The 22,442-nt window shown below is 70.9% G+C and carries 19 protein-coding genes; 10 read left to right on the top strand and 9 right to left on the bottom strand.

What is annotated here, in order from left to right:
* Positions 1 to 117: 117 nt before the first annotated feature.
* Entirely contained in the window at positions 118 to 720 is a 603-nt protein-coding gene (locus ACOOHF_RS08830; RefSeq protein ID WP_420464234.1) for a metallophosphoesterase family protein, read from the bottom strand.
* A 76-nt stretch (positions 721 to 796) separates the two neighbouring features.
* Here ACOOHF_RS08830 and ACOOHF_RS08825 point away from each other — a divergent pair, with 76 nt between their 5' ends.
* The gene (locus ACOOHF_RS08825; protein ID WP_420464233.1) at positions 797 to 1,870 is read left to right on the top strand and encodes a saccharopine dehydrogenase family protein; all 1,074 of its coding nucleotides are present in this window, start codon (positions 797 to 799) and stop codon (positions 1,868 to 1,870) included.
* Here the strand turns inward: ACOOHF_RS08825 and ACOOHF_RS08820 are convergent.
* Entirely contained in the window at positions 1,852 to 2,880 is a 1,029-nt protein-coding gene (locus tag ACOOHF_RS08820; protein ID WP_420464232.1) for a glycosyltransferase, read from the bottom strand. The two genes, ACOOHF_RS08825 and ACOOHF_RS08820, sit on opposite strands and share 19 nt — an antisense overlap.
* Positions 2,877 to 5,792, bottom strand: coding sequence for an excinuclease ABC subunit UvrA (gene uvrA, locus ACOOHF_RS08815; RefSeq protein WP_420464231.1), 2,916 nt, complete (start codon positions 5,790 to 5,792; stop codon positions 2,877 to 2,879). Before uvrA ends, ACOOHF_RS08820 begins: the two co-directional genes overlap by 4 nt.
* A 75-nt stretch (positions 5,793 to 5,867) precedes the next feature.
* Here uvrA and ACOOHF_RS08810 point away from each other — a divergent pair, with 75 nt between their 5' ends.
* The gene (locus ACOOHF_RS08810; RefSeq protein ID WP_420464230.1) at positions 5,868 to 7,760 is read left to right on the top strand and encodes an ABC transporter ATP-binding protein; all 1,893 of its coding nucleotides are present in this window, start codon (positions 5,868 to 5,870) and stop codon (positions 7,758 to 7,760) included.
* Positions 7,757 to 7,975: a PLD nuclease N-terminal domain-containing protein gene (locus tag ACOOHF_RS08805; RefSeq protein ID WP_420464229.1), complete on the top strand. Its 219-nt coding sequence runs from the start codon at positions 7,757 to 7,759 to the stop codon at positions 7,973 to 7,975. The genes ACOOHF_RS08810 and ACOOHF_RS08805 overlap by 4 nt, the downstream gene beginning before the upstream one ends.
* Positions 7,976 to 8,003: 28 nt before the next feature.
* On the opposite strand, the gene ACOOHF_RS08800 is transcribed toward ACOOHF_RS08805, so the two are convergent.
* Complete coding sequence (locus ACOOHF_RS08800) at positions 8,004 to 9,320, bottom strand: 3-deoxy-D-manno-octulosonic acid transferase (protein ID WP_420464228.1); 1,317 nt, start codon at positions 9,318 to 9,320, stop codon at positions 8,004 to 8,006.
* Between the two features lie 50 nt (positions 9,321 to 9,370).
* Between ACOOHF_RS08800 and ACOOHF_RS08795 the strand changes: the two genes are divergently transcribed.
* The 3 genes from ACOOHF_RS08795 to ACOOHF_RS08785 are packed head-to-tail and all read left to right on the top strand — an operon-like array spanning position 9,371 to position 11,810.
* Positions 9,371 to 10,483 carry a DNA adenine methylase gene (locus ACOOHF_RS08795; RefSeq protein WP_420464227.1) on the top strand — a complete coding sequence of 371 codons (1,113 nt, stop codon included), beginning with the start codon at positions 9,371 to 9,373 and terminating at the stop codon, positions 10,481 to 10,483.
* Complete coding sequence (locus ACOOHF_RS08790) at positions 10,480 to 11,526, top strand: aminopeptidase (RefSeq protein WP_420464226.1); 1,047 nt, start codon at positions 10,480 to 10,482, stop codon at positions 11,524 to 11,526. Before ACOOHF_RS08795 ends, ACOOHF_RS08790 begins: the two co-directional genes overlap by 4 nt.
* Positions 11,523 to 11,810: a Fe(2+)-trafficking protein gene (locus tag ACOOHF_RS08785; protein ID WP_420464225.1), complete on the top strand. Its 288-nt coding sequence runs from the start codon at positions 11,523 to 11,525 to the stop codon at positions 11,808 to 11,810. The genes ACOOHF_RS08790 and ACOOHF_RS08785 overlap by 4 nt, the downstream gene beginning before the upstream one ends.
* A 40-nt stretch (positions 11,811 to 11,850) precedes the next feature.
* Here the strand turns inward: ACOOHF_RS08785 and leuS are convergent, their stop codons facing one another.
* Together leuS and ACOOHF_RS08775 are read right to left on the bottom strand one after the other, a co-directional pair.
* Entirely contained in the window at positions 11,851 to 14,322 is a 2,472-nt protein-coding gene (gene leuS, locus ACOOHF_RS08780; RefSeq protein WP_420464224.1) for a leucine--tRNA ligase, read from the bottom strand.
* A 157-nt stretch (positions 14,323 to 14,479) separates the two neighbouring features.
* Entirely contained in the window at positions 14,480 to 14,887 is a 408-nt protein-coding gene (locus tag ACOOHF_RS08775) for a DoxX family protein (RefSeq protein WP_419934627.1), read from the bottom strand.
* 128 nt (positions 14,888 to 15,015) lie between these two features.
* Between ACOOHF_RS08775 and ACOOHF_RS08770 the strand changes: the two genes are divergently transcribed.
* Positions 15,016 to 15,639 carry a hypothetical protein gene (locus ACOOHF_RS08770; RefSeq protein ID WP_420464223.1) on the top strand — a complete coding sequence of 208 codons (624 nt, stop codon included), beginning with the start codon at positions 15,016 to 15,018 and terminating at the stop codon, positions 15,637 to 15,639.
* On the opposite strand, the gene ACOOHF_RS08765 is transcribed toward ACOOHF_RS08770, so the two are convergent.
* Positions 15,636 to 15,932, bottom strand: coding sequence for a hypothetical protein (locus tag ACOOHF_RS08765; RefSeq protein WP_420464222.1), 297 nt, complete (start codon positions 15,930 to 15,932; stop codon positions 15,636 to 15,638). The two genes, ACOOHF_RS08770 and ACOOHF_RS08765, sit on opposite strands and share 4 nt — an antisense overlap.
* A gap of 165 nt (positions 15,933 to 16,097) precedes the next feature.
* Here ACOOHF_RS08765 and acs point away from each other — a divergent pair, with 165 nt between their 5' ends.
* From acs to ACOOHF_RS08750, 3 genes are all read left to right on the top strand, one after another.
* Positions 16,098 to 18,083 carry an acetate--CoA ligase gene (gene acs, locus ACOOHF_RS08760; protein ID WP_420464221.1) on the top strand — a complete coding sequence of 662 codons (1,986 nt, stop codon included), beginning with the start codon at positions 16,098 to 16,100 and terminating at the stop codon, positions 18,081 to 18,083.
* A gap of 25 nt (positions 18,084 to 18,108) precedes the next feature.
* The gene (locus ACOOHF_RS08755; RefSeq protein ID WP_420464220.1) at positions 18,109 to 19,344 is read left to right on the top strand and encodes an MFS transporter; all 1,236 of its coding nucleotides are present in this window, start codon (positions 18,109 to 18,111) and stop codon (positions 19,342 to 19,344) included.
* A gap of 247 nt (positions 19,345 to 19,591) precedes the next feature.
* A complete protein-coding gene (locus tag ACOOHF_RS08750; RefSeq protein ID WP_420464219.1) occupies positions 19,592 to 20,362 on the top strand; it encodes a 3-keto-disaccharide hydrolase in 771 nt (256 codons plus the stop codon).
* Here ACOOHF_RS08750 and ACOOHF_RS08745 read toward each other — a convergent pair.
* Together ACOOHF_RS08745 and ACOOHF_RS08740 are read right to left on the bottom strand one after the other, a co-directional pair.
* A complete protein-coding gene (locus ACOOHF_RS08745; RefSeq protein WP_420464218.1) occupies positions 20,357 to 21,646 on the bottom strand; it encodes a glutamate-5-semialdehyde dehydrogenase in 1,290 nt (429 codons plus the stop codon). The two genes, ACOOHF_RS08750 and ACOOHF_RS08745, sit on opposite strands and share 6 nt — an antisense overlap.
* Positions 21,639 to 22,340 carry a PUA domain-containing protein gene (locus ACOOHF_RS08740; protein ID WP_420464351.1) on the bottom strand — a complete coding sequence of 234 codons (702 nt, stop codon included), beginning with the start codon at positions 22,338 to 22,340 and terminating at the stop codon, positions 21,639 to 21,641. Before ACOOHF_RS08740 ends, ACOOHF_RS08745 begins: the two co-directional genes overlap by 8 nt.
* Positions 22,341 to 22,442: the final 102 nt, after the last annotated feature.

The raw sequence follows: 22,442 nt of genomic DNA, 5'->3' as shown, positions 1-22,442 counted from the left end.
AGGAGCCCGGCCACGCTCGGAAAGCCCGTACAACTTACGGGTTTCGGGGGCGTCTCGCGACTCTCCGCGCGGCGTTCCCGCGCGTGCCGGGGGCCGGTTCGCGGGCAGGCGATCGTCTCACTCGAGGCGCCACTCGGTTCCCCGGGGGCCGACGTTCGCGATGGGCGTTTCGCCGACCCGGGACCGGACGCCCCAGGAGTCGTGGATGTGCCCGCACACGACCAGCCGCGGGCGCGTTCGCTCGACCGCCTCGAGCACCGCGAGGCTGCCGATGTGACGCCCCGCGCGATCGACGTCCGCGTGGCCGAGCGGAGGGGAGTGCGTCACGAGCACGGCGCCTGGGGGGCAGTCCGCGAGGAGGACGCGCGCCTCGTCCTCGGTGAAGTCGTAGCTCCAGGCGCCGAAGGGGGTGACGGGCACGCCCCCGCCGAGCCCGAAGAAGGGAATTCCGCCAAGCTCCACGCCGTCACCGTGCAGCACGTGCGCGGCGGGCCAGTCGGCGCACGCGCCGGCGAGTTCCTCGACGGATTCGCCGTTTCCGGGGACGAGGATGGTCGGGGTCTCGATCTCGGCGAGGACCGGGATGATCTTCCGCAGGCCGCGTCGCTTCACGGCGAAGTCGCCCGCCCCCACGATGGCGTCGAAGTCGGGCGCCCGCGCGACGATGGCGGCCGCCGCCTCGAGATCGGTGTGCAGATCGCTGACGAGCAGGAGTCGCATGGCGGATGTCCGGGCTGCGGGGCGGTTCGGGTTCGCATCGATTAGTATGCGCCGACCCGCGTGCAGGGAAGCTGCCATGCATCCATCGAAGCTGTTGATCTACGGCGCCACCGGATATACCGGCCGGCTCGTCACGGCCGAAGCGGTGCGCTCCGGATTGCGGCCCGTCCTGGCTGGACGGGATCCCTCCAGGCTGGCCGCCGTGGCGCGGACGTTCGGCCTGGAGGCACGGGTCTTCGGGCTGGACGACTCGGCACCGCTCACCGCGGCCCTGGGGGATGTGGCCGTCGTCCTCCATTGCGCCGGTCCGTTCTCGCGCACGGCGCTCCCGATGTGTGACGCCTGCCTGAAGACGGGCACCCACTATCTCGACATCACCGGGGAAATCGATGTGTTCGAGGCGCTCGCGGCCCGCGATGCAGCGGCGCGCGAGGCGGGAATCATGCTCCTGCCGGGGGTCGGGTTCGATGTCGTCCCCAGCGACTGTCTGATCGCGGACCTGGCCGCGCGACATCCCGGGGGGCGCCGTGTGAGGCTCGGCCTCGCGGCCCGTAGCCGCGTGTCGCGTGGTACCGCCCGTACGATCCTCGAGGGCGCCGACAACCTTCGCATCCGGCGCGACGGCGCGATCACGAAGGTCCGTCCCGGCCAACTGCGGCACGAGTTCGACTTCGGAACGCCCCCCGCTGCCGCGCTGGTGAGCGTCCTGGGCGACGTCTCGACCGCGTGGCGGTCGACCGGGATCGGGAATATCGAGAGCTATGGCCAGGCGAGCCGCGGCTTCCGGCGCATGACGCGAATCAGCCGGAGCTTCGGGCCGCTGCTCTCGCGGCGCATGTCACAGCGCCTGCTGAACCGCCTGGTCGACCTCGCCCCCGAGGGGCCGAGCGAATCGGAGCGCCGCGGGGACTATGCGATCCTCGTGGCCGAGATCGAGGACGCGGAGGGGAGACGCAGCGCGGCGCGCCTCCGGACCCCCGACCCCTACGGGTTCACCGCGACCACCGCGGTCGCCATCGCGGCACGCGCGGTCGCGGGTGACGTCCGGGTCGGCTACCAGACGCCGTCGTCCGCCTACGGGGCCGACCTGATGCGGGAATTCGACGGGGTGCACTGGGAACTGCTGGACGGTCACGCCACGGCGCGATAGTCCTCGATCTCCTCAAAACCCATGGCGTCGAGCGCCTGCCGGATGTCGCGGCGCGCTCCCGGCGTCCCCACCGCGAGCAGTACGAATGGCCGGCGGGGCGTCTCCGCGAACGCGGGCAGATCGTCCGGCCGGATCACGGGGGCTCCGTGGATCGTCTGTCCGATCTTCCGGGGATCCAGGTCCACGAACCCGGCGAACGTCCCGCCTTCTTCCCGCCAGGTGCGGGCGAACGCCTTGCCCACTCTGCCGGCGCCCCAGATCACGAGCGGGCGGTCCGGAGGCAGACGACCGGCCAGGAAGGACACCTTCAGGTGACGAAAGGCGTCGGGGCTGTATCGGGCGGACCGCTCCGACAGCCGGTGGGCGCCAAGGCGCCACTCGTGCAGCACCTCCGGTACGTTCGCGAGTCCGTGACCCGCGGCGGCCAGTCGGAGGATGAGGTCGTAGTCCTCCGGTCCCCCGGTCTCGCGATAGCCGCCGGCCGCTTCGAAGGCGGCGCGCCGCACCATCAGGGTGGGATGCGCGATGGGACATTCCACGAACAGATCTCGCTCGACGGACGCGGCATCGGTCAGGCCGTTGAGCCATGCTTCGTAGCGGCGGTACCCCGAGCCGGCCGGAGGGCGCGGGAAATACCGGACGGCCGTCCCGCACGCGGCGATGTCGGGGCGGTCGGCCAGGAGGCGAAGTTGCGCGGCCAGCCGCCCGGGCCGCGCGATGTCGTCCGCGTCCATGCGCGCGATGAGCGGCGCCCGCGCCTCGCGCGCCAGCCGGCGCAGCGCGGCGACGATGCCCGAGCCGCCGCGGTCGACGAGCCGCACGCGGGAATCGCGCCCGGCCCAGGCGTGCAGGAGATCGCCCGTGCGATCCCGCGACCCATCGTCGAGCGCGAGCACCTCGAAGCGCCGCTCGGACTGCGCCTGGAGACTCGCGATGCACTCGGGCAGGAACGGCTCCGCGTCCCGGCACGGCAGGAGGACCGAGACGCGCGGCTCGGCGGCGTCGCTCACGCCGACTCGGCCGGCCCGGCCACGACGGCGTCTCGCTCGAGCCGGCGCGCGCGGGCGCTCAGGAAAGCCCCCGTGCGCGACGCCTCGACCGCGACGATCGCCGGGGGCGGACCCGCCGCCACGATCCGCCCCCCGTCGTCCGCGGGCCCGGGCCCCATGTCGATGACCCAGTCCGCGTCGGCGATCAGGTCGAGGTTGTGCTCGACCACGACCACTGTGTGGCCCTCGCTCACGAGTTCCCGGAGGACCGAAGTCAGCGTGCCGACCTCGGCGACGCCGAGACCCACGGTGGGCTCGTCGAGGATGTAGAGTCGCCGGCCCGCGCTTCCCCGTCGCGCGAGTTCCCGTGCGATCTTCAACCGCTGCGCCTCGCCCCCGGAGAGCGTCGTCGCCGGCTGGCCCAGCCGCAGATAGCCGAGGCCCACCCGCTGCAGGTGCCACAGGCGGGCCCCGAGGCGGTCGTTGCGGATGAAGAAGCGGATCGCCTCGTCGACCGTCATGTCGAGGGCGTCGCGGATCGAGCGGCCGCGGATCTCGACTTCCAGTACCTCGGCGCGGTACCGCGAGCCCCCGCACGCCTCGCAGGGCACGGAGACGTCGGCGAGGAAGACCATCTCCACCGTCTCCTCGCCCGCCCCCTTGCACCGTTCGCACCGTCCGCCCGCCCGGTTGAAGGAGAAGTAGCCGGCTTCGTATCCGCGGGCGCGCGCCTCGGGGGTGGCCGCGTACGCATTGCGGAGGGGCGTGAAGGCCCCGATGTAGGTGGCCGGGTTGGAGCGCGGCGTGCGTCCGATCGGCCGCTGGTCGACGAGGACGACGTCGTCGAGCAGTTCGGCCCCCTCGAGCCTCTCCCAGGAACCCGCCGGCTCGCCGAGGTGCGGTTTGGCCGAGGACCGGTCGGCCACCTCCTTCTCGAGCGCGTGGAAGAGCACGCCGTGGACCAGGGTCGACTTGCCGGACCCGGAGACACCGGTCACCAGCGTGAGCGAACCGAGCGGGATCGTCACGTCGATGCCCCGCACGTTGTGCAGCCGCGCCCCGCGCAGCACGAGTTCCGCGCCCGGCTCCGGGCGTCGGCCGCGGCGCCGGGCCGGCCGCGACACCCGGCTCCGGCCGCCGGTTCGGGGCGTCAGGGCTCGTTGCGCCAGCGCACGCCCGGTGCCGGTCTCCGCGGCGAGGAGGCTCGCCCAGGTGCCCTCGAACACGATCTCGCCGCCCTGCTCGCCCGCCCTCGGGCCCAGTTCCACGATCCGGTCCGCCCGTTCGAGCACCGCGGGTTCGTGTTCCACGACGAGCACGGTGTTGCCGCGGCCCGCGAGCCGTTCGAGTACGCCCGTGAACGCCTCGATGTCGTGCGGGTGGAGCCCGATCGTCGGCTCATCGAGCACGTAGAGCGTGTTCACGAGCCGGCTGCCGAGACAGCTCGCGAGCCGGATCCTCTGCATCTCGCCGCCCGACAGGGAGCGGGCCTGCCGATCCAGCGTCAGGTACCCCAGCCCGACCTCGCCCAGGAACGAGATCCGGTGCTCGAGTTCCCGCAGGATCGTCTCCGCCGTCCGCCGCCCGAACGGGGGGAGGTCGAGGTCTCCCGACAGCCAGCGGCGGATCTCCGCCACCGTCCGTCCCGCGAGATCGGCGATATGGCGCCCGGCTACGCGGACGTTGAGCGCCTCCGCCTTCAGCCGCGCTCCTCCGCAGCCGGGACACCGCTCGGGAAGCTGATACTGGCGCAGGAAGACGCGGATGTACGCTTTGTAGCGTTTGTTCTCCTTCGAGCGAAGGAAGGGGATCACGCCCCGGAACCGTTCTCCGGCATATCGTCCGCCCTCCAGCAACACGCTTCGCGCCTCCTCGGGCAGCGTCTCCCACGGCGCCGAACCATCCAGCCCGACCGATCCCGCGAACTCGCGCAGTCTCGTCCGCTCTCGCGTGTAGCGAGGCTTCGCCCACGGATCCAGGGCCCCCGCATCGAGCGATCGCCGCGGGTCGGGGACGATCAACTCGGGGGCGTACTCGAGCACGGCGCCGAACCCCGTGCAGGTCTCGCACGCGCCGGCCGGGCTGTTGAAGCTGAACAGGGCGGGCGTCGGGCGCGGGAAGGTGTCACCGCACGCCGCGCACCGGTGGGACTCCTCGAACAGATGTCGTTCGGGGGAAACGGAGCCGGGCGCGTAGGCGAGCGCCAGGGCGGCACCCCCGCCCTCGGCGAAGGCGGCGGCGAGCGAATCCGCCATGCGTTCCCGGTCCGCCTCCCGGGCCGACACGCGGTCCACCACGACCAGGAAGTCGCTCGCCAGGGCCAGGGTTCGAACCGCGGCGGCGCCCACCTCCGACTCGAGGTCGATGTCCGGCAGGTAGAACTCGACGGCATCGGCCAGCACCCGCACATAGCCCCGCGCCCGCAGGCTCTCCACGGCCCAGGCGCCCGTCCCGCGCTCGCGCCGGACGAGCGGGAAGGCGATCGCGAGCCGGACCCCGGGGCCGAGGGCGAGGAGCGCGTCGGTGGCCGAGGTCACCGTATCGGGGACGACGGGACGGGCGCAGCCGGGACACACCGTCGTGCCGACGCGCGCCCACAGCAGCCTCAGGTAGTCGTACACCTCCGTGATCGTCCCCACCGTCGAGCGGCTCGACTGCACCCGGTTGCTCTGGTCGATGGCGACGGAAGGGCTCACGCCCTCGACGAGATCGACGGCCGGCTTGGGCATCCGCTCGAGGAACTGCTTCGCGTAGGTGGAGAGCGACTCGATGTACCGGCGCTGCCCCTCCGCGTAGATCGTGTCGAAGGCGAGGCTGGATTTCCCCGAGCCGGAGGGCCCCGTGAGGACCGTGAGGGCCCCGCGCTCGATGTCGATGTCGACGCCCTTGAGGTTGTTCTGCCGGGCGCCTCGGACCCGGATCCGGTCGGTCATACGAGGATGATGGCCGGCCGCGCGGACCCGCGCCAACCTGATTGGAAGCGAGCGGACGAGTCGGTACTATGGGGCATGCAGACGCCCGACGGCCCGCTCCAGGAAGAAGAAGCGCTCGGCAAGGCGTACGACGCCCGCCTCATGAGGCGGTTGCTCGCCTACCTCAGGCCCTACCGGCTCAGGGTAGCGGTCGCCGTCGTCATGCTCATCGCGGCCTCCGGCCTGGCGCTGGTCGGGCCCTGGCTGACGATGGAGGTCATCGACGGGGCCATCCCGCGCCGTGACTTCGGCGCGCTCCGCAATCTCGCGATCCTCTTCTTCATCTCGCTCCTCCTCTCCGGCGTACTCGAGTACGGGCGCACGATCCTCACCACATGGATCGGCCAGAATGTGATGCTCGATCTCCGGCAGGAGATCTTCCGTCATCTCCAGCGCCTCCGGCTCGCCTACTACGACCGGAACCCGGTCGGACGGCTCATGACCCGGCTTACGAGCGATGTCGAGGTCCTGAACGAGATGTTCACGTCGGGGGTCGTGACGATCTTCGGGGACGTGTTCACCGTCGGCTTCATCATGGTGGCCCTGCTGCTCATGGACTGGCGGCTCGCCCTCGTGACGTTCTCCGTGCTCCCGCTCGTGTTCGTGGCCGCCTGGATCTTCCGCAGGAGGGTCCGCGATGCCTACCGCGACATCCGGATCCGGCTCGCGCGCATCAACGCCTATCTGCAGGAGCGCATCACGGGCGTGCGGGTCGTGCAACTCTTCCGGCAGGAGGCGATGACCGCGCGGTGGTTTCGCGAGATCAACGACGACCACCTCGAGGCGCACCTCCGGTCCATCACCTACTACGCGCTCTTCTTTCCGGTCATCGAGGTGCTGGCCTCGGTCGCGCTGGCGCTGATCATCTGGTACGGCGGCAACCAGGCCCTGGAGGGAACGCTGACGATCGGGGTCATCGCCGCCTTTCTGCAGTACGCGAGACGGTTCTTCCGCCCCATCCAGGATCTGTCGGAGAAGTACAACATCCTGCAGGGGGCGATGGCGAGTTCGGAGCGGATCTTCCGGCTGCTGGACGAGGCCCCCGGAATCGACGACCCGCAGCGGCCGGCCGCAATTCCGGCGGCGGTGAGGGGCCGCATCGAGTTCGAGGACGTGTGGTTCCGGTATCTCTCGCCGGAGGAGGACGCGGCGGGCATTACGACGCCCGCGCTGGCGAACGCGGCGGCATGGGAGGGGGCCGAGGGGCGGCTCGACGGGGACGCGCCCAACGACGGATGGGTGCTGCGCGGGATCAACTTCGTGGCGGAACCGGGCCAGCGGTTGGCCGTGGTCGGCGCCACCGGGGCCGGCAAGACGACGCTGTTCAGCCTCCTCATGCGCTTCTACGAGCCGCAGCGGGGACGCATCACGCTGGACGGCGTGGACATTCGCGACCTCCGGCTCGCCGACCTGCGGCACCGGATGGGTCTCGTGCTGCAGGATGTCTATCTGTTCTCGGGAACCGCGGCGGACAACATCGCGCTCGACCGGGAGGGGATCGGCGCGGACGAGATCCGCGAGGCGGCGCGACAGGTGGGCGTCGACCGGCACCTCGCGCGGCTCCCGAAGAAGTACGACGAACCTCTCAGCGAGCGGGGCGGCAACCTTTCGGTAGGTGAGCGGCAACTCGTCTCCTTCGCCCGCGCCCTGGCGGGGGATCCGCCCATCCTGCTGCTCGACGAAGCCACGAGTTCGGTGGACTCGGAGATCGAGGCGGAGATCCAGACGGCGCTCGAGCGCCTCATGCGGGGGCGGACGAGCCTCGTGATCGCGCACCGGTTGTCGACGATCCGGGGGGCCGACCGGATTCTCGTCCTCCATCAGGGGCGGATCACCGAGTCCGGCACGCACGACACGCTGCTCGACCGGGGCGGCCTCTACGCGCAGCTCCACCGGCTCCAGTTCCGGAAACCGACGGCGGCCGCATGAACGCGGCCCTCGAGTGGGCTACCGGACTGGATCCGAGCTGGCTGCTCGCGGCCCTGCTCGTCGCCCTGAACCTCTGGGCCACATGGTTGATCGTCCTCTCGGCGGCGCCGGTGCGGGAGAAGGTCCTCTGGGTGATGGTGATCTTCCTGTGCCCGATCGTGGGCCCCGTGCTCTGGTTCGTGTTTGGACCGAAACGCTCGATGCTCGAGAGCTGACCGCCGGGGCGGGGTCCGGCGCGCGGCGCTAACCGGGCCAGAGGGAGGAAAGCAGGTCCGCCGTGCGGGTCGCGGCGCCGGCCCCGGCCTCGACGAAGGCGCGGGCGGCCCGGCCGTGGTGCTCGCGGAGCCGCGGGTCGGCCAGCCTGGACAGTGTGTCGGCGAGCGCGCCGGCCGGAGAGCCGAGCCCGCCGCCGGCCGCTTCGAGGGCCCGCGCGTCGGCCCGGTCGTGTCGCGGGCCGAAGAGGACAGGCAGCCCGGCGGCGGCGGGCTCGAGCACGTTGTGGAGCCCGGTGCCCCCGAGGCCGCCGCCGACCCAGGCCGCGTCGCCCGCCGCGTACAGTTCGGCGAGCCGCCCGACCTCGTCCAACACGATGACCGCGCCGGCCGGCGGCCCGGTGGATTCGCCGAGCCGGCTCCAGCGGACCGCGCGCTCCCCGCGGACCGCGCACGACGCGACCAGCGCGTCGATGTGCGCGGCGGTCGGCTCGTGCGGCGCGATCACCAGCTGCCAGACCGGGCCGCCCGCCCGCCGCGCGGCCGCGACGCCGTCGAGCAACGCCCCCTCGTCGGCCGGCCACGTGGAGCCGGCGATGAGGCGCAGCGTCCCCTCGCCCGGGCCGCCGAGCGCGGCCCGGAAGGCCGCCACGGAGCCGTCGGCGCGGGCCCGGTCCGCGCGCTCGAGGGCGAGGTCGAACGCCGCGTCCCCGGTCACTCCCAACCGGTCGGCGCGTACGCCGAGCGCCACGAGCCGCCGGGCGTCCTCCGGGCTCGCGGCGCCCACCGCTCCGAGCCGTGCGTACGATTGACGGAACAGGCGCCGCGCCACCGGACCGGCCCGCCGGCTCCCGGCCCGGACCGTGCCGTTGATGAGCGCCGTCGGCACCCCGGCCCTCGCGGCGGCGGCGGCGAGACCGGGCCATACGTCCAGCTTGGCGAACACGAGCAGCCCGGGCCGCAGCGCGGCCAGCGCCGCGTCGCAGTCCCGTCTCCGGTCGAGCGGCGGATACCCGGCGTGGTCCGTATCCAGCCACGGGAGCGCCGCGCGGCCGGACGGCGAGGAATGAGTCACGAGGAGCTGCGCGCGCCGGCCCGAGCGGTCGGCGACGCGCGACCGAAGGGAGCGGATGGCCGGCGCCGCGCCGAGCAGTTCGCCGGCCGAGGCGCCGTGGAGCCAAACCAGCGGCCCGGGCGCCCTCCGGCGTCCCCACGCGGCCAGCTCCGCGGCGGCCCGGCGGCGGCCCGCCAGCGCCCGCCCGATGTCCGGCCGCAGCCGCCGGAGCAGCACCTCCGCCGCCGGCGCCACCCGCGCCGCCACCCCCGAGAGCCGCGCCCCCGCGTTCACGCCGCCGCGTCCGAACTTTTCGCCCGCATCAGGGCCTTATATTCTCCCGCGTGCGCTATCTCGGGAACAAGACCAAACTCATCCCCTTCCTCATGCACCATGTGCGCCGCATCCAGCGGGCGCCCGGGGTGGCGTGCGACCCGTTCGCCGGGACCGCCAGCGTCTCCATGGCACTCAAGAAGTCGGGCTGGCAGGTGCATTGCGGCGACCTGATGGCGGCCTCCTACGCGCTGCAGGTGGCCCGCGTCGAACTCGACGACGCGCCTCGTTTCCCGGCTTCCCTGCTTCCCGCAGGGGCCCGGAACGGGACGGGGGCCGAGAACGTCGGCTACCGCAGACTCCTGGCGTGGCTCGCCGATCTGGACGAGCCGGCGGGATCCGACGGCCCCGGGTTCGTCTCCGAGCACTACACCCTCCAGGGCGCGGCCGGCCGCGAGCACGGCCGCATGTATTTCTCGCCCGAGAACGGCCGGAAGATCGACGGCATCCGGACGCGGATCGAGCGCTGGACCCGCGAGGCCCGTCTCGGGCGGGCCGAGACGCAGCTGCTCATCGCGACCCTCATCGAGGCCGCCGACCGGGTCGCCAACACGACCGGTGTGTACGCCTCGTTCGTCAAGACGATGCAGCCCAACGCCCTGCGCCCGCTCGAACTGCGTCCGCTCAAACCGACGCCACGCAAGAACGGAGCCGGAGCGTGCAGCGCGTTCCGGGGCCCCGCCGCCCGACGCCTCGCAACCATCGGTCCCGTCGATCTCGTCTACCTCGACCCCCCGTACAACAGCCGGCAATACCCGGGGTATTATCACATTCCGGAACTCCTCGCGCTCGGCTGGACCCCGCCGCCCGAGATCCGCGGGAAGACGGGTCTCATCCCCGACGAGGGGTCGCGGTCGGACTGGTGCCGGAAGCACCGGGCTGCGGGGGCGCTGCGCGAGGTGCTGGAGGCCGCCGATGCACGCCACGTCCTGTTCAGCTACTACGACGAGGGGCTGCTCGACCGGGCCGGGATCGAGCGCGCCCTGCGCGAACGAGGGCTGCCCGACACGTACCGGTTCTTCCACCAGCCCTACCGCCGCTACCGGAGCGACGCGGACGGTCCGCGCCGGAAGTACCGGCGCGACGGCGTGAGCGCGCACCTCCACTACGTCCGGTGCGCATGACCACGGGCATCCGCGCGTTCGCGGCGCTCCTCCTGCTCTGCGCGGGCGGCTGCTCGCCGGCCTATGTGCTACGGGCCGGCTGGGAGGAGGCCCGTATCCTCTCGGCCCGGCGGCCGATCCGCGCCGTGATCCACGATACGACCGTGGCCCCGGAGACCCGCGACAAGCTGCGGCTCGTGCTCGACGCGCGGGACTTCGCCGAACGCGACCTCGGCCTGCGCGCGGGCGCGAGCTACGAGTCGTTCACCCAGCTGCACCGGGACACGCTGGTCCTGACCGTGCTCGCCGCGCCGGAATTCGAACTCCGCTGGAAGACGTGGTGGTTCCCGATCGTGGGCCACCTTCCCTACAAGGGCTACTTCGACTTCGAGGACGCCCGCGCGGAGGCTGCCGGCCTCGCCGCCGAGGGATACGACGTGTCCGTGCGCGCGGTCTCCGCCTTCTCGACGCTGGGCTGGTTCCCCGACCCCATCATGTCGACCACGCTGCGCCTCGACAGTCTCGGGCTCGTCGAGACGGTGATCCACGAGATCACGCACAGCACCTACTTCCCCACCGGCCAGGCGGACTTCAACGAGAGCTTCGCCAACTTCGTGGGGCACCGCGGCGCGATCGAGTTCTTCTGCGACGCGGTGCGGGACGCGAGCGCCTGCGAGCGGGCGCGGTTGCGCTGGGACGACACGAGGGTGTTTGGTCACTTCTTCCACTCGATTCTCGAGCCGCTGCAGGAAGTGTACGCCTCCGATATGCCGGATGACGCGAAGCGGGTCGCCAAACGGGAGGTCTTCGAGGAGGCCGCGCGCCGCTTCGAGACGGAGTACAGGCCACGACTCCGCGCCGGGCAGTACGGCTCGATGGATCCCGCCGGTCTCGACAACGCGTGGATCCTGTCGCGCCTGCTGTACTACACGAGGCTGGACGACTTCGAGCGCGTCTATACGGCCCGCGGCGAACTGGTCCCCTCCGTCGAGGCGCTGATGCGGGAGGCGTCGAGCGGCGACCCGTGGGAGGCCCTCACCCGCCTGACGGAAGGTCCGGGATGACGGAGTCATTCGTTTGCACGCGCTGCGACCGCGACGACCAGGGGAGGATCGGCCGCAACCCCTTCCCGGGTGAGCTGGGGACACGGATCGTGGCCGAAATCTGTACGTCCTGCTGGGAGGAGTGGAAGGAGCGGCAGATGCTCCTCATCAACCACTACGGCTTGAAGCTCCACGAAGCGGCGGCGCGCGAGTTCCTGTACAAGAACCTGCGGATCTTCCTCTTCGGCGAGGGGGGAACCCCGGCCCGCATCGACACGGACGAGGAGGGTTCCGTCGAGTGGTGACGGCCACCAGCCGTCCCCGCGGTCGCCGAACTACGCCGAACTACGAGATCACGAGGTTCAGCATGCGGTCCGGGATGTGGATCACCTTGCGGATCTCCGCCCCGTCGAGCCGCCGGATGACGTTCGCCTCGGCCAGCGCCGCCTCGCGCACGACAGCCTCCGGGGCGCCGCGGGCGACGCGGATCGTGGCCCGCAGCCTCCCGTTCACCTGTACCGGAAGCTCGACCTCGTCGACCGCCAGCTTGCGCTCGTCCCAGGCCGGCCACTCGGCGTGATCGAAGATGCTCGACTCACCTCCCATCTGGGCCCAAAGTTCCTCGGCGATGTGGGGCGCGACCGGCGCGATCATGATCACGAGCGACCGCACCTCGTCAACGGAGGCGGTGCGCCCCTCGAACCGCAGCTTGTTCAGGTAGTCCATCATCGTCGCGATCGCCTTGTTATACCTCAGTGCCTCGATATGCTGCGTGACCTGTCGCGTGGTGGCGTGCAGCGCCCGTTCCACCCTGGGATCGTCGAACCCCGTCCGCCCCGCTTTTAGCGCCCCGTCGACGCTGTCCCACACCTTCTTCAGGAACCGATCAGGACCCGCCAGGCCGCTGTCGCGAAAATCGCCGCCACGCTGGAAGGGCCCGAGAAACATCAGGTACACGCGGAACGTGTCCGCGCCGAAGCGTTCGATGTATTCGTCGGGCAGGATCACGTTCCCGCGCGACTTCGAGATCTTGGCGCCCTCCCTGATGAGCAGCCCGTGCTTGCGGAAGCGGTCGTAGGGCTCCTCGAACGAGAGGTGCCCGAGGTCGCTCAGCACCATGGTGAGGAAGCGGGAGTAGAGGAGGTGGAGGACGGAGTGCTCCTCGCCCCCGATGTAACTGCTCACGGGCAGCCACTTCCGCGTGCGCGCCGCGTCGAACGGCCGGTCGTCGAACTCGGTCGAGGGGTAGCGCAGGAAGTACCAGCCCGAGTCGAGGAAGGTGTCGGAAACGTCCGTCTCCCGTCGCGCATCCCCCCCGCAGGCCGGGCACGTCGTGGCGTGGAACGCCTCGTGGCGGGCGAGCGGACTCACCCCCGTCGCGGTGGGACGGAAGTCCTCGACGAAGGGGAGGACGACGGGCAGGTCCGCCTCCGGCACCGCCTGCGGACCGCAGGCGTCGCAGTAGATGATCGGGATCGGCGGCCCCCAGTACCGCTGACGCGAGATGCACCAGTCGTGCAGTCGGTAGTTGACCTCGGGCGCCCCGAGGCCGCGCTCCGCCAGCCACTCGGTGATCGCGCGCCCGCCCGCGTCCGCCTCCATGCCGCTGAAACGGCCGGAGTTGATGAGGATCTCGTCGGGCGTGTGCTCCAGGAACGCCGACTCCCCGCCGTCTCCCGGAACCTCCCGCGGGTCCGCGCTCTCGGGGAGGGACGCGCGGGAGCAGACGACCTGGACGATCGAGAGCCCGAACTGCCGCGCGAAGTCGAAGTCGCGCGGGTCGTGTCCGGGCACGGCCATGATCGCGCCGGTCCCGTAGTCCATGAGCACGTAGTCGGCGACCCACACGGGGACGTCCTCGCCGGTGGCCGGGTTCCGCGCGAAACCGCCCGTGAAGACGCCGGTCTTCTCCCGGTCGTCCGCTTTCCGCCGCTCCACGAGGTCGATGGCCGCGGCGGCCTGGACGTACGCGTCCACCTCGGCGCGACGCTCGTCCGTCGTCAACCGCTCGAGGAGGGGGTGTTCGGGCGCCAGGACCATGAACGTCGCCCCGCAGAGCGTGTCGGGGCGGGTCGTGAACACCTCGATCCGGTCTCCCGCCGCTCCGTCGGTACCGGCGAGCGGGAAATGGAGCCGCGCCCCTTCCGAGCGCCCGATCCAGTTTCGCTGCGCCGTCTTCGTCGTCTCGGACCAGTCGATCCACTCGAGGTTGTCGAGCAGCCGCTGCGCGTAGTCCGTGATCCGGAAGAACCACTGGCTCAGCATGCGCTGCTCGACCGCCGCGTCGCAGCGTTCGCACAGCCCGCCGATCACCTGTTCGTTGGCGAGGACCGTCTGGTCCTTCGGGCACCAGTTGACTGCCGCTTCCTTCTTCTCCGCCAGGCCCGCCTTGAACAGCTGGACGAAGATCCACTGCGTCCACCTGTAGTAGCGGGGATCCGTCGTATCGACGGTGCGCGACCAGTCGGTCATGAGCCCCGCCGCCCTCAGCATCCGCTCGAAGTTGCGGATGTTCGAGGGGATCAGTTCCATCGGGTGCGTGTCCACCTTGAGCGCGTGGTTCTCGGAGTGGATCCCGAACGCGTCGTACCCGATGGGTTCGAAGACGTCGTCGCCCCGCAGCCGGCGGAAGCGCCCGTAGATGTCCGCGCCGGTGAAGGCGTAGAGGTTGCCGACGTGCAGCCCCTCCGCCGACGGGTAGGGGTACATCATGAGGTTGAAGAACGGGCGCTCGGCGTCATCGAGGTCGGGCTCGTTCGTCCCGTTCTCTTCCCACCACGTCTGCCACCGGGCTTCGACGGATCTGGGGTCGTACATGGGTCGCGGGTTCGCTCCGTCCGTTAGCGGCCCCCGGCCGGACGGAAGGTCACGCCGGGGGGATGCGCGAGACGGCGGCACCCTTCGGAAGCCGCCGTCCGGCCGCACAAGATGGGGCCGGAGCGGCGACCGAACAACTTGAGGCGGCAGCCCGCCGCTAGTCGTCCCGGCCGGGTCCCGGGACGAGGTGGTCGAGGTTCCACTTCCCGCTACCCGTCGTCCACAGGAAGAGGAAGATCGCGCAATAGAGGAGGGCCAGTTCCCCGCCGTTCACGATCGGCCAAAACTGCATGTCATTGGCGAAGAAATGGCGCCACGAGTAGACCACCGCGAAGTGGCCCGTGAGGAGGAAGGCGACGTAGCGGGTCCGGATCCCGAGGATGATGAGGATCGGCGCGAAGAACTCGATGATCCCGGCGATGCCGACGGGCCACGCGAACCAGGAATCGGCGGCGTTGCCGCCCAACCAGCCGAAGAGCTTCTGGGCGCCGTGCTGCCATAACATGAGGCCGGCGACGATCCGCAGCAGCGCGTGCGTCGTTTCCTTCGTGACTGGTGCTCTCATGTTGCCTCCCGGGTTGTCCTGCGGTCTCTTGTGGCGGTCCGCGACGCCGGTTGCTCGCCCCGGTCGCTCGTCATAGCCTCCCTGCTATCATGCCAATCGACTTCTCCACCCCACAAGAGCGGCGGTTCTTGGGCGAGATCCCGGGGGCCATCCCCCTGGCCATCCTGACGGCCCTGCGGGATCTGGATATGCCGGACGATCGGGACGAACTGGGCCTCTCGCACCAGTCCCTCAACCTTCGGCGAAGGCTGGGACTTTCCCGCGTCGTTCTGAACCAGATCCGTCGCTACGAAGCCGAACGCGAGGATGTGACGGCGGACGAGGTGGTGAGCCTGTTCAGGCTGGTCGCTCGCCGCACCGATGCCGCGGCGATCTTCGAGGCGGCCGGGCATGGCATCGCGCGCGTGAGCATGCGTAACCGAGGCTTCGGGCGCGGGATTGCGGCGCGGCTCCTGCCCCTGCGGTTGCGGCGCTGGCGCGCCTGGAAATGGTCGGGGAGAATCGCCCGCCGTCTGTGTCCCGACTCACCCGTCCGGGTCGCGAAGGGGAGCAGGGCGCTCGAAATCGAAGGGGGGCTCCCCGCGCACGCGACGGACTGCGGCCACGGCTGCGCGCTCCTGGTCGGCCTGATCGACGAAGTCCTCGAGCAGTACCGCGCGACGGGACCCCGCATCGTCCACTCCCGCTGCGAGGCGCGCGGGGAGGACCTCTGTGTCTGGGCGTACGACGAGACGGGGACGATTGCCAGCTAGCGGCGGAAGCGTCGCCCGCGGCTGAAGTTCGGCCTCGGGCGGTCCGATTCCGGTTCCGGCTCCCGGCCCTCCTCCTCGTCCCGCAGCACCGCGTCAAAGCGGCTGGAACGGGCGCGCCGGCGACCCGCCAGCAGCCAGCGCCAGGGCGATTCGCGCGGCGCCGTCCCCGTCTGTTCGTACCTGTCATGCAGCCCCGGAGACCCGAGCCCGATCCAGACGCCGAAGGCCAGCGCGAGGAGCGCGACGAGCCCTCCGGCGCCGATAAGAATCAGTTGGAGAGTGCCGTCGTTCATGGGATTCCATTCTTCGTCCTCACGGAGCGCCGGGGTTTCTTGCGTGCTCCGGCGGACGTCGTCTAATGTCACGCTGGCCGTCTCCGGACCGGACCGCTAAATGGCGGCCCGGGCGACGCCGTGACAAGCGCGTCCCGCGATCCCCTCGCCGATCCGAGCGTTTCCATGACAGAACAGCATCGGGAAATCGACGTCCTGCTCGACGAGAAGCGAACCTTCGAGCCGCCAGCCGCCTTCGCGGAGGCCGCGCACGTCGCCGATCGCGGACCATATGACGAGGCCGCGCGGGACCGCGAGGGCTACTGGGAGGCGTGGGCCCGGCAACTCGACTGGTTCCAACCCTGGCGGGAAGTACTGGAGTGGAACCCGCCGTTCTCGAAGTGGTTCGTGGGCGGCGCCCTGAACGCGGCGCACAACTGTCTCGACCGGCACCTCGAGGCGCGCGGCTCGGCGCTTGCGTTGCTGTGGGAAGGCGAGCCGGGAGACAGGCGGACGTACACCTACCGCGAACTGCACGAGGAGGTGTGCCGCTTCGCCAACGCGCTCAGGGGACTCGGCGTCGGCAAGGGCGACCGGGTCGCCATCTACCTTCCGATGATCCCCGAGGCTGCGATCGCCATGCTCGCCTGCGCGCGCATCGGGGCGCCGCACTCGGTCGTCTTCGGCGGCTTCTCCCCGCAGTCGCTCCGCGACCGGATCGAGGATGCCGGAGCGCGCTGCGTGATCACGGCGGACGGGGGATATCGCCGCGGCGCGATCATCCCGCTCAAGGCGAGCACCGACGCGGCGATCGAGGGCCTCGACTACGTGAGCAGCGTCGTCGTCGTGTGCCGCTCCGCCGCCACGGACCCGGAGGCGGCGCCGTACGGGGACGCGGTCGAGACGCCGTCGTGCGACATGATCGAGGGCCGGGACCACTGGTACCACGACCTGATCGCGGACGCCTCTCCCACGTGTCCGGCCGAGCGCATGGATGCGGAGGACCTCCTCTTCATCCTCTACACGTCGGGGACGACGGGGAAACCGAAGGGCGTCATGCACTCGACCGGCGGTTACATGACGCAGGTCACCGCGACGACGAAGTGGGTGTTCGATCTCGGGGAAGACGACATCTACTGGTGCACGGCCGATGTGGGCTGGGTCACGGGCCACTCCTACATCGTCTACGGGCCGCTCTCGAACGGCGCGACCGTCCTCATGTACGAGGGGTCGCCGGACTGGCCCGACCGGGGCCGCTTCTGGACCCTTTGCGAGAGCTACGGAGTGACCGTGTTCTACACGGCGCCCACGGCGATCCGCGCCTTCATGCGGTGGGGCGATCACTGGCCCGCGGGATACGACCTCTCGAAGCTGCGGCTGCTCGGGACGGTCGGCGAACCGATCAATCCGGAGGCCTGGATCTGGTATCACGAGAACATCGGCGGCACCCGCTGCCCGATCGTCGACACATGGTGGCAGACCGAGACGGGCGGGATCATGATCACGCCGCTCCCGGGTGCGATCACGACGAAGCCGGGGACGGCCACCGTCCCCTTCCCGGGCATCGAGGCGGCAATCCTCAACGAGGAGGGGAACCCGGCCGAGTCCGGCTATCTCGCGATCACCTCACCCTGGCCGGGGATGCTGAGGGGCGTGTGGGGAGACGAAGAACGTTACCGGGAGACCTACTGGTCGAAGTGGCCCGGCATCTACTTCCCGGGCGACGGGGCGCGCGTGGACGAGGACGGCTACTACTGGATCATGGGCCGCGTCGACGATGTGCTGAACGTGGCCGGCCACCGGATCGGCACGATGGAGGTCGAGTCCGCGCTGGTCGACCACGAGGCGGTCGCGGAGGCGGCCGTGGTGGGGCGTTCGGACGAGATCAAGGGGCAGGCCGTGGCGGCGTTCGTGAGCGTGGTCGAGGGCGTACGGACATCCGAGGAATTGCGGCAGGAGTTGCGGGCGCATGTGGTGACCAAGATCGGCGCCATCGCGCGGCCGGCGGACCTCATTTTCGCCGCCGAACTGCCCAAGACGCGAAGCGGGAAGATCATGCGGCGCCTCCTCCGCGACGTGGCCGAGGGACGGGCGCTGGGCGACACGACGACGCTCGCCGACCCCGCCGTCGTGCGGAGCCTGCAGCGCCAGTTCGCGGACAGCGAGAGCTAGCAGCGCCGTCACCCGCCGACGCCCCGTGACCCCGCGCTCCCGGGACACCGGCCCGCAGCGGTACCGGCAGCTCGCCCTCCTCGGGCTGGTCCAGCTGCTCGCGATGGGGCTCTGGTTCTCGGCCAGCGCGGTCGTGCCGGAGTTGCGCGACGCGTGGGGGCTCGGCGGCTCGGGAGCGGCCTGGCTCACCACATCCGTGCAGCTCGGCTTCGCCACGGGAGCGGTCCTCTCGGCGCTGCTCACCCTTTCGGACACATGGGACCCGCGCCGGCTGATGGCGGGCTCCGCGCTCCTCGGCGCGGCCTCCACGACCGCGATCGCCCTCTTCGCCGAGGGCCTCGCCCCCGCGCTCGTCCTGCGCTTCCTGACGGGCGTCGCGCTGGCGGGCGTCTACCCGCCCGGGATGAAGATCGTCGCCGGCTGGTTCCGCGCCGGGCGCGGGATGGCGATCGGAGTCCTCATCGGCGCGCTCTCGGTGGGGAGCGCGATGCCCCACCTGCTGCGGCCGCTCGGAGGAATCGGCGCCTGGCAGCCCGTCCTCCTGCTGGCTTCAGCGCTCGCCGTGGTGGCAGCGGTCCTCGCCGCGACCGGGCTGCGCACCGGCCCCCACCAGGCGCCGGCCGCACCCTTCGATCCCCGCGTCGTGCGGCGCATCTTCGCCGACCGAGCGACGATGCTCGCCAACGGCGGCTATTTCGGGCACATGTGGGAACTGTACGCCATGTGGACCTGGATCCCCGCGTTCCTGGCGGCCAGCTTCGCCGCGGACGCGAGCCTTCGCACCACCCCCTCCCTCGCCTCCTTCCTGGCCTTCGGGACCATCGCCGCCGGGGGGCTGGGCGCCGCCGCGGCGGGCGTGCTCGCGGACCGCCTGGGGCGGACGGTCGTGACGAGCTGGAGCATGGTGATCAGCGGCGCCTGCTGCCTGGCCATCGGGCCGCTCTTCGGCGGCCCCGCCTGGGCCATCGCGGCGGTCTGTCTCGTGTGGGGGTTCGCGATCGTCGCCGACTCCGCGCAGTTCTCCGCCTGCGTGAGCGAACTCGCCGAACCCGAGTACATCGGCACGGCACTCACTCTGCAGACCGCGATCGGCTTCCTGCTCACGGTCGCCACGATCCGCCTCCTCCCGGTGTGGGAAGCGGCGCTCGGATGGGAGTGGGCGTTCGCCCCGCTCGCGATCGGCCCGGCTCTCGGGACGTGGAGCATGCTCGCCCTCCGCCGGCGCCCCGAAGCCACCCGCATCGCCGGCGGCCGCCGTTAGTGCGCAGCAAGGACGTCCCTGTGAGAGCTTATGCCAATTCAACATCACATTTTCAATTGGCATAGGCCGACACAGGGGCACCGACACTCCCATGATCGTTCGAGATCTCGCGCCGTTGCGCAGGCGGGCCGCAGCGACCATGCGAGCGCACGCGAAGCCGTCCCGCAGTAGCGGCGTTGTGGGCGTTGCGCGCGCGGTCTACCGTGAGGATGGTGAATCGATCTCGTTCGGAACCCGGAGGTCAGACTTGAGACGACTCAGCGATTCCCGCGGATCCCGCTCCCTCTACGCGGGGGCGATGCTGGCCATCGCCGCTTGCGCGATCTCGGCGTGCGCGCAGGCGGAGGGAGAGCCCGCAGTTGAGCCGGCCGCGGAGACGCAGGCGGCCTCGAACCAGCTGACGGCCGAGGAGGCCGCGGAGGGTTTCCAACTCCTCTTTGACGGCGAATCGCTCGACGCGTGGCGCGGGTTCCAGATGGAGGATGTCCCGGGGGGTTGGACCGCAATCGACGGCACGCTCGCCTTCACGCCCGGCGTCGGGGGCGGGACCCTCATCACTCGCGACACCTACACCGACTTCGACCTGCGTCTCGAATGGAAGGTCCGTCCCGCCGGCAACAGCGGGATCTTCTTCGGCATCTCGGAGAACACCGAGAGCGCGTTCCAGTCGGGCGCCGAGTTGCAGGTGCTCGACAACGCGGGGCACTACGACGGCGGCAATCCTCTGACCTCGGCAGGGTCGAACTACGGCCTTCATGCCCCGCCGGAAGATGTCACGCGCCCGGTCGGCGAATGGAACGAGGTGCGGATCGTCCGCCACGGCAACCAAGTCGTCCACTGGCTCAACGGCGTCCGGCTCGTCGAGTACGAGATCGGCTCGGACGAGTGGGAGGCGCTGGTGGCGGGGAGCAAGTTCGTTCAGTGGCCCGACTACGGCCGGCACCACGAGGGCCACCTCGGCCTCCAGGACCACGGCGACCCGGTCTGGTACCGCAACCTGCGAATCCGGCGGCTATAGCTCCAGAGAACGGTGCGTGAAGGCGCGCTTGCCCGGGCCGTAGTCCGCGGCACCCTGGCCTTCCCCGCGTAGCAGCCAGCGGGTCGTCAGGAGACCTTCGACGCCCACCGGCCCGCGCGCGTGGATGCGCGCGGTACTGATCCCCACCTCCGCCCCGAGCCCGTAGCGGAACCCGTCCGCGAAACGCGTGCTCGCGTTGTGGAACACGCTCCCCGCGTCGACCGCTCTCAGGAACCGTTCCCCGACGCCCCGATCCTCGGCCACGATCGCGTCGGTATGGCTGCTTCCGTAGGTGTGGATGTGGTCGATGGCCTCCTCCAGGCTCTCCACCGTCCGCACCGCCAGCGTGAGATCGCCGAACTCACGCCCCCAGTCCGCCTCCAAGGCAGCTTCCGCCCACGGCAGGAGCCGGCGGGACGGTTCGTCACAACGGAGTTCGACTCCGCGCTCCCGCAGCGCCTCCCCGATCGCGCCCAGCTTCGAGAGGAAGGCCTCGTGCACGAGCAGGGTCTCGGTCGCGTTGCAGGCCGCCGGGTAGTCGCACTTCCCGTCCACCGCGAGCCTGACCGCCATCTCCGGGTCGGCCGACGCGTCGACGTAGAGGTGGCACACGCCCTCCGCGTGCCCAAGCACCGGGATCCGGCTCCGCTCCTGAATCGAGCGCACGAGCGCCCCGGAGCCTCTGGGGATGACGAGGTCGATGAGGTCGTCGAGGGCGAGCAGTTCGTCGACGTCCCGCCGGTCCGGGATGCCCAGCACGGCGAGGGGATCGAGGCCCACCTCGTCCAACGCGCGCCGCAGGCAGTCCACGAGGACGACGTTCGAGCGCGCGGCCTCCCGCCCACCCTTCATGATCACCCCGTTGCCCGAGCGGATGGCGAGCGACCCGATCTGGATCACCGCATCCGGACGACTCTCGAAGATGATGAGAAGCACCCCGAGCGGACTCCGGACGCACTCGAGGACGAGGCCCTCGTCGAGTTCCGTGCGCGTGATGACGCGGTCGATGGGGTCCTCGCCCTCGGCCAGCGCGTCGACGCCCTCGAGCAGGCTCTCGAACTTGGCGTCGGACAGCCCCAGCCGGTGGAGGAGGGGTCCGGAAAGCCCTTCCTCCGCGGCGCGGGCGAGGTCTTCCTCATTTGCCCGCGAGATCTCGCCCCGCGAGCGGAGGAGGACGTCTCTCAGCGCACGCAGGGCGGCGGTGCGCTGTTCGGCGGGAGCGCTCCCGATGACGCGCTGCGCCCCGCGCACCGCAGCTGCCCGCGCGCGCAGATTCTCAGCCATCGGAACGATCCTTGAGGATGATGTGCTCTCCGTGCACGAGTTCCAGGCCCCCGAACGGCGCGCTCCGGCCGACGAGCGATCCGTCCGGGGCCCGGATCTCGACCACGTCGCCGCGGCGGAAAAGTCCCTCCGCCTTCGCCGCGCCCCCCGCACGGAGCGTCGCCCCTTCGCGGAGACGGTCGGCGGCCTCCGGCCTCAGGACGAGCGTCCCCCGCGGATGCGAGCAGTACGCGATCCAGCGGCTGCGGGACGAGAGCGTCGCGCGCGGCGGGATCCAGGTCCCCTCCTCCTCGCCTGCCAGCACCCGGTCGAGGGCTCCGGGGTCCAGCCCGGACGCGATGACGGTGTGGCACCCGCCGCGCGACGCAACCGACGCCGCTTCCAGCTTGCTCGCCATGCCGCGCCCGGCCTCCGACCGCCCTTCCACGGTGATCGCATGATCCTCGGGCCGGTCGATGCGGGGAATCAGTCTCGCGGCCGCGTCACGCCTGGGGTCGGCGGCCATGACCCCCGGCACGTCGGTCAGGAGTACGATGAGGTCGGCGGCCAGTTCGCTCGCGACGAGCGCTCCCAGCCGATCGTTGTCGTCGAAGATCGGGCGCTTGCCCGTCCCCCGGTACACGCGGTCGTTCAGCGAGATCGCGTCGTTCTCGTTGACGACCGGGACCACGCCCAGCCGGAAGAGGCTCCGCAGCGTCTCGTGCAGTGTTCAGGTTCAGGTACCCGGTCGTCGACCCCTGCGGACCCGGTCGTCGAAGTCCCACGGCGCCGGAGGTCACGATGAGCACTTCCCGCC

The sequence above is a fragment of the Candidatus Palauibacter sp. genome (assembly GCF_965216145.1).
Lineage (GTDB): Bacteria > Gemmatimonadota > Gemmatimonadetes > Palauibacterales > Palauibacteraceae > Palauibacter.
This window is presented reverse-complemented; position numbering and strand designations above follow the sequence as displayed.

What these genes read in the sequence shown, in the direction of transcription:
- ACOOHF_RS08775 (WP_419934627.1), bottom strand. Translation starts at nt 14,887, where the DNA reads ATGAGAGCACCAGTCACGAAGGAAACGACGCACGCGCTGCTGCGGATC.
- ACOOHF_RS08745 (WP_420464218.1), bottom strand. Translation starts at nt 21,646, where the DNA reads ATGGCTGAGAATCTGCGCGCGCGGGCAGCTGCGGTGCGCGGGGCGCAG.
- acs (WP_420464221.1), top strand. Translation starts at nt 16,098, where the DNA reads ATGACAGAACAGCATCGGGAAATCGACGTCCTGCTCGACGAGAAGCGA.
- uvrA (WP_420464231.1), bottom strand. Translation starts at nt 5,792, where the DNA reads ATGACCGACCGGATCCGGGTCCGAGGCGCCCGGCAGAACAACCTCAAG.
- ACOOHF_RS08810 (WP_420464230.1), top strand. Translation starts at nt 5,868, where the DNA reads ATGCAGACGCCCGACGGCCCGCTCCAGGAAGAAGAAGCGCTCGGCAAG.
- ACOOHF_RS08830 (WP_420464234.1), bottom strand. Translation starts at nt 720, where the DNA reads ATGCGACTCCTGCTCGTCAGCGATCTGCACACCGATCTCGAGGCGGCG.
- ACOOHF_RS08765 (WP_420464222.1), bottom strand. Translation starts at nt 15,932, where the DNA reads ATGAACGACGGCACTCTCCAACTGATTCTTATCGGCGCCGGAGGGCTC.
- ACOOHF_RS08805 (WP_420464229.1), top strand. Translation starts at nt 7,757, where the DNA reads ATGAACGCGGCCCTCGAGTGGGCTACCGGACTGGATCCGAGCTGGCTG.
- ACOOHF_RS08790 (WP_420464226.1), top strand. Translation starts at nt 10,480, where the DNA reads ATGACCACGGGCATCCGCGCGTTCGCGGCGCTCCTCCTGCTCTGCGCG.
- ACOOHF_RS08785 (WP_420464225.1), top strand. Translation starts at nt 11,523, where the DNA reads ATGACGGAGTCATTCGTTTGCACGCGCTGCGACCGCGACGACCAGGGG.
- leuS (WP_420464224.1), bottom strand. Translation starts at nt 14,322, where the DNA reads ATGTACGACCCCAGATCCGTCGAAGCCCGGTGGCAGACGTGGTGGGAA.
- ACOOHF_RS08825 (WP_420464233.1), top strand. Translation starts at nt 797, where the DNA reads ATGCATCCATCGAAGCTGTTGATCTACGGCGCCACCGGATATACCGGC.